The sequence below is a fragment of the Sphingomonas sp. FUKUSWIS1 genome (genome assembly GCF_000733135.1).
Taxonomy (GTDB): Bacteria; Pseudomonadota; Alphaproteobacteria; order Sphingomonadales; family Sphingomonadaceae; genus Sphingomonas; species Sphingomonas aerolata.
This window is the reverse complement of record NZ_JPJC01000196.1, coordinates 1-5,693: the sequence shown is the minus strand read 5'-3', so window position 1 is coordinate 5,693 and position 5,693 is coordinate 1. Positions and strand designations below refer to the sequence as shown.

Genomic DNA, 5,693 nt, shown 5'->3' with positions numbered 1-5,693 from the left:
CGCAGCAACGCGGGCGCCCCGCGCTCGACGCTGCACCGCGCGGCGCCGCGTGGCGGTCCGGCCCCGGCGCGCAAGGCGCCGTATCGCGGCAATCGCGAGCGTAGCTGAACCTGCCGCCTTCCGTTCGTGCTGAGCGACGTCGAGGTACCCCGGCCTGGGGCATGCCCTTCGACTTCGCTCAGGGCGAACGGGGTGAGGGCGCGGGCCGGCCCCCGCGCCGTCATTCTGACGATGCCGGGAGCCTCATAGCCCCGTCATCCTGACGAAAGTCAGGATCCAGAGCCGCGGACGCCGTCCTGCTTGATCCTGGATCCTGACTTTCGTCAGGATGACGACGTTGGTGAAATCGGGAGATAGCCGATGACGACCGCACCCACCGCACCAAACGCCCTCCGCATCCTCGTCGACGCCGATGCGTGTCCCGTCAAAGACGAGATCTACAAGGTCGCGTGGCGGCACGAGGTGCCCGTCACCATCGTCGCGAACAGCCATTTTCGCGTGCCCGTCCACCCGCTGGTCAACCGCGTCGTCGTCAGCGACGGGTTCGACGCCGCCGACGACTGGATCGCCGAGCAGGCCGATGCGAAGGCGGTGGTGATCACCGCCGACATACTGCTCGCCGATCGCTGCGTGAAGGCGGGGGCGACCGTGCTTGCCAATACCGGCAAGCCGTTCACCACCAGCTCGATCGGCGGTGCGATCGCCACGCGCGCGATCATGGCCGATCTGCGCGCGGGCGGCGACGTGATCGGTGGGCCCGCACCGTTCTCCAAGGCGGACCGGTCGCGCTTCCTGTCCGCGCTCGACGCTGCGCTGGTGAGGCTGAAGCGCGGTTGAGCCACGCATGGCTCGACTTCCCCGGTCTCTCCGGGCACACATAGGTTATGCGTCCCCCTCTGCTCGATCGTGATGAACTGCTCGCGCGACAGGCGTTCCAACTCGCGCTGGTCGATCTGTTCCGGACGATGGCGCGGCCCGACGACATCATGGCGGCGGCCGCCGCGGCGCTGGGCTCGCATCTCGACGTCGCGCGCTGCGGCTATGACGAGGTGTTGGCGGACGGCGCGATGACCCGGGGCGTCGGCGACTGGTCGAACGGGACGCTGCCCGGCCTCGCCGCGACGCCAGACGGAGACGGAGACGGGGACGGGGACGCGGCGCTGGGCGCGGGCGTGATCGCCGATCTGCGGCGCGGGCTCACGGTGATCGTCGACGATTGCGCGACCGACGCACGTGCGCGTGAGCCGGCGACCGCGCGGTGCTGGGCGCAGGCCGGCGTCGGCGCACTGATCGCCGCGCCGCTGTTCCGCGACGGGCGGCTCGCGGCGGTCCTGTACCTGCACGAGGCCACGCCGCGCGACTGGACCAGGGCGGATATCGCGCTGGTCGAGGACGTCGCGCTGCGCACCTCGGACGCGGTCGACCGGGTGCGCGGTGAGATCGCGGTGAAGGCGAGCGAGGCACGCTATCGCTCGCTGTTCGAATCGATCGACGCGGGGTTCTGCGTGATCGAGGTGCTGTTCGCCGACGGCGCGCCATACGATTATCGCTTCCTCGAGGTGAACCGGGCGTTTGCGCGCAACACCGGGCTCGACGACATGATCGGGCGGACGATGCGCGACGTCGCGCCCGACATGGAACAGCGCTGGTTCGACCTGTACGGCCATGTCGCGACGACCGGCGAGCCGCTGCGGTTCGAGGATCCCGCCTCCGCGCTGCAGGATCGCTGGTTCGAGGTCTATGCCTACCGCGTCGATGCGCCCGAGCTGAATCATGTCGCGGTGCTGTTCAACGACATCAGCGAGCGCCGCCGCAACGAGGTCGCGCTGTCCGAAAGCCGTGAGGAGCTCGAACTCGCGACGCGGGTCGCGCGGCTGGGGCGGTTCGACTATCGGCCGGCGGACGGCATGCTGCGCTGGGACGACCGGTGCCGCGCGCTGTTCGGGATCCCGGCGGGCGCGCCGGTCGAGTACGAGTCCGCCTTCCTCGCCAATCTCCACCCCGACGACCGCGCAGCTGCCGATGCGCAAGTCGCCGCCGCGCTCGATCCGCGGGGCACGCGGATGTTCGATTCGGAATATCGCACGATCGGCCAGAGCGACGGCGTCGAGCGCCATATCGTCGCGCACGGCATCGCGTTCTTCGATGGCGATAGTCCGATCCGGCTGGTCGGGACGGTCGTCGACATGAGCGACGATCGCCGCGCACAGGCGGCGCTGCGCGAGACGAGCGAGCGGCTGCGGCTGGCCAGCCGCGCGACCAACGACGCGATCTGGGACTGGGACCTGCGGAGCAATTCGGTGCTGTGGAACGAGGCGCTGACGCGTGCCTATGGCCATGTCCTGCCCGATGCGAAGTCGACCGGCGACTGGTGGCTGGACCAGGTCCATCCCGAGGACCGCGCGCGGATCCATGCGAGCATCGATGCGGTAATTTACGGGCAGGACAGCGACTGGACCGACGAATACCGGTTCGCCTGCGCCGACGGCCGCTATGCCGATGTGCTCGACCGCGGCTACGTCATCCGCGACGAGGACGGCGCGCCGACGCGGATGATCGGCGCGATCCTCGACCAGTCGACGCGCAAGGCGGCGGAGCGCCAGCTGCGCGCGATCAACGAGGGACTGGCCGAGGCCGTCGAGGCGTCGACCGCGGACCGCGACCGGTTGTGGGAATTGTCGTCCGACATCATGCTGCGCGCCGAGTTCGACGGCACGATCGTCGCCGCCAATCCCGCCTGGACCGACATGCTCGGCTGGTCGATGGACGAGATCGTCGGACGCCAGCTCTTCTCGCTGCTCCACCCCGACGACGTCGCGCATACCGGCCTGGCCGCGGCGGGGATCGCCCGCGGCGAGGCGGTCGCGCGGATCGACAATCGCTATGCCCACAAGGATGGCAGCTATCGCTGGATCAGCTGGGCGGCGCGGCCGGGCGACGGGCTGATCAACGCGGTCGGGCGCGACGTCACCGCGGACAAGGAACGCGAGGCGCAGCTGGCGCGCGCCGAGGATGCGCTGCGCCAGGCGCAGAAGATGGAGGCTGTCGGTCAGCTGACCGGCGGCATCGCGCACGACTTCAACAACATGCTCACCGGCATCCTGGGCGGGCTCGACATGGTCCGGCGCAACGTGCCCGAACCGCGCCCGGACAAGGTCGACCGCTATCTGGAGGCGGCGACGGTCTCCGCGCAACGTGCCGCCGGGCTGACGCAGCGGCTGCTCGCCTTTTCGCGGCGCCAGTCGCTCGACGTGAAGGCGACCGATGTCGACCGGCTGATCGCCGACATGGAGGATCTGCTCGCACGGACGCTCGGCGAGAATGCGCGGCTCGAGATCCGGCGGCAGGACGCGACCTGGCCGGTGACGACGGATGCCAACCAGCTCGAAAGCGCGCTGCTCAACCTCGCGATCAACGCGCGCGACGCGATGCCCGAGGGCGGGCGGCTGACGATCGAGACCGAGAACACGCATCTCGACGCGCACTATACCGAGGCGATCGGGGATCTGGCGCCCGGCGACTATGTCGCGATCGGCGTCAGCGACACCGGCACGGGCATGTCGAAGGCGGTGATCGAGAAGGCGTTCGACCCGTTCTTCACCACCAAGCCGATCGGGCAGGGCACCGGGCTCGGCCTGTCGATGATCTATGGCTTTGCGCGCCAGTCGGGCGGGCATGTCCGGATCTATTCGGAGGAGGGCGAGGGCACGACGGTCAAGCTGTACCTGCCGCGCTTCCACGGCACCGCCGCGGTCAGTGTGCCGACCGCGGACCGCGACCTGCCGCGCGCGGACGGCGAATGCGTGCTGGTGGTCGAGGACGATGTCGCGGTGCGGATGCTGATCGTCGATATCCTCGGCAGCCTCGGCTACGGCGTGATGGAGGCGGGCGACGCGCACGCGGCGATCCCGATCCTCGAGAGCGAGCGGCGGATCGACCTGCTGGTCAGCGATGTCGGCCTGCCCGGGATGGACGGGCGCCAGTTGGCCGAGGTCGCGCGGCGGCATCGCCCCGATCTGCGCATCCTGTTCGTCACCGGCTATGCCGAAAAGGCGGCGGTGCGCGGCGAATTTCTCGGTGCGGGGATGGAGATGATCACCAAGCCGTTCGCGCTCGACATGCTCGCCGAACGGATCCGCGAGATGGTCGCGCGCTGACCCCGGGCGAGCGCGAAGACGCGTCGCCCGCGACTTTACCGGTTGCCATCCCGGGGCCCCGGTCGGCATAGGCAGGCGCCACCCGCTCCCGGAGACCTTCATGCAAACGCCAGCCGCGAGTCCCGCACTGGGGCTCGACTTCGGCACGACCAACAGCGTCGTGGCGCTCGGGACGCCCGGCGGCACGCCCGAACTCGTGACCTTCGCCGCCCCCGCCGAGACCAGCCCGGTGTTCCGCTCCGCGCTCTGCTTCTGGCAGGACGACAGCGGCAAGGGGCTCGCGGTCGATGCGGGGCCGTGGGCGATCGCGGAATATATGGAATATCCGCTCGACAGCCGGTTCATCCAGTCGTTCAAGTCGGTCGCGGCGATGAAGACGTTCGAACAGGCCTCCGTCTTCGACAAGCGCTATCGCTTCGAGGAGATGGGCAAGCTGTTCCTCGACAAGCTGATCGCGCATGCGGGCGGCAAGCTCGACACGCGGCCGCAGCGGATCGTGGTCGGGCGACCGGTCGAATATGCCGGTGCGCGGCCCGACGAGGCGCTGGCGCGGACGCGCTACGACGCGATGTTCAAGGGGTTCGGCGCGGAGATCCATTATGTCTACGAACCGCTTGGTGCTGCGTACAGCTATGCGACGCGGCTGACCGAGCCCGCGACGATCCTGGTCGCCGATTTCGGTGGCGGGACGAGCGATTTCTCGGTCGTGCGCGTCGCCGAGCCGGGCGCGGCGCGACGCTGTACGCCGCTCGGCCATGCGGGCATCGGGATTGCGGGCGACCGGTTCGATTACCGGATCCTCGACCGTCTGGTGCTGCCGATGCTCGGCAAGGGCGGCGCGTACAAGTCGTTCGGCAAGGAGCTCGAGATCCCGCGCGCCTATTTCGCCGATTTCGCGGACTGGTCCAGGCTCGCGCTGATGCGCAACCGCAAGACGATGACCGAGCTCGAGCGGTTGCAGAAGACCGCGATCGACCCCGATGCGATCGGGCGGATGATCGCGGTGATCGAGAACGAGCTCGGCTACCCGCTGTACGACGCGGTGGGCACGTTGAAGCGCGCGCTGTCGCAGGGCGAGGACGCGCATTTCCACTTTGCGGGCGCGGGGCTGGAGATTGAGGCAGAGGTGACGCGCGCGCAGTTCGAGGGCTGGATCGCCGACGACGTCGCGCGGATCGAGGCGACGGTCGACCAGGCGCTGGCGGCGGCCAAGGTCGGCGGCGGCGATATCGACCGCGTGTTCCTGACCGGCGGATCGTCGCTGATCCCGCGGGTGCGGCGGATTTTCGTCGAGCGGTTCGGCGAGGCGGCGATCATGATCGGCGGCGAGCTGACCTCGATCGCGCACGGCCTCGCGCTGATCGGCGAGCAGGACGACATCGCGGCGTGGTCTGCATGATCCCGCGGGTTCTTCTCGGGACGGCGCAGGTGCCGGGCGGCGGCGAGTTGCGGCTGCTCCAGCGCGGCGCGGAATTCTCGATCATGCTCGGTGCGAACGAGCTGATGAACAGCCGGCTGAGCGGGTCCGAAGAGGCG

General features: G+C 69.4%; 3 protein-coding genes. All 3 read left to right on the top strand.

From position 1 onward, the window contains the following. Window positions 1-360 precede the first annotated feature (360 nt). The 3 genes from sphsw_RS12065 to sphsw_RS12055 all read left to right on the top strand — a co-directional run bounded on the left by sphsw_RS12065 (window position 361) and on the right by sphsw_RS12055 (window position 5,556). Window positions 361-837 (top strand): YaiI/YqxD family protein, encoded by a 477-nt coding sequence (locus sphsw_RS12065; RefSeq protein WP_031440833.1) that lies wholly within the window; start codon window positions 361-363, stop codon window positions 835-837. 47 nt (window positions 838-884) lie between these two features. Next, window positions 885-4,157, top strand: coding sequence for a PAS domain-containing protein (locus tag sphsw_RS12060; protein ID WP_052380930.1), 3,273 nt, complete (start codon window positions 885-887; stop codon window positions 4,155-4,157). A gap of 100 nt (window positions 4,158-4,257) precedes the next feature. After that, window positions 4,258-5,556 (top strand): Hsp70 family protein, encoded by a 1,299-nt coding sequence (locus sphsw_RS12055; protein ID WP_031440831.1) that lies wholly within the window; start codon window positions 4,258-4,260, stop codon window positions 5,554-5,556. The last annotated feature ends 137 nt before the right edge of the window (window positions 5,557-5,693 follow it).

Excerpts from the sequence above, each read along its gene's own strand:
- sphsw_RS12065 (WP_031440833.1), top strand. The coding sequence starts at position 361 with ATGACGACCGCACCCACCGCACCAAACGCCCTCCGCATCCTCGTCGAC.
- sphsw_RS12055 (WP_031440831.1), top strand. The coding sequence starts at position 4,258 with ATGCAAACGCCAGCCGCGAGTCCCGCACTGGGGCTCGACTTCGGCACG.
- sphsw_RS12060 (WP_052380930.1), top strand. The coding sequence starts at position 885 with ATGCGTCCCCCTCTGCTCGATCGTGATGAACTGCTCGCGCGACAGGCG.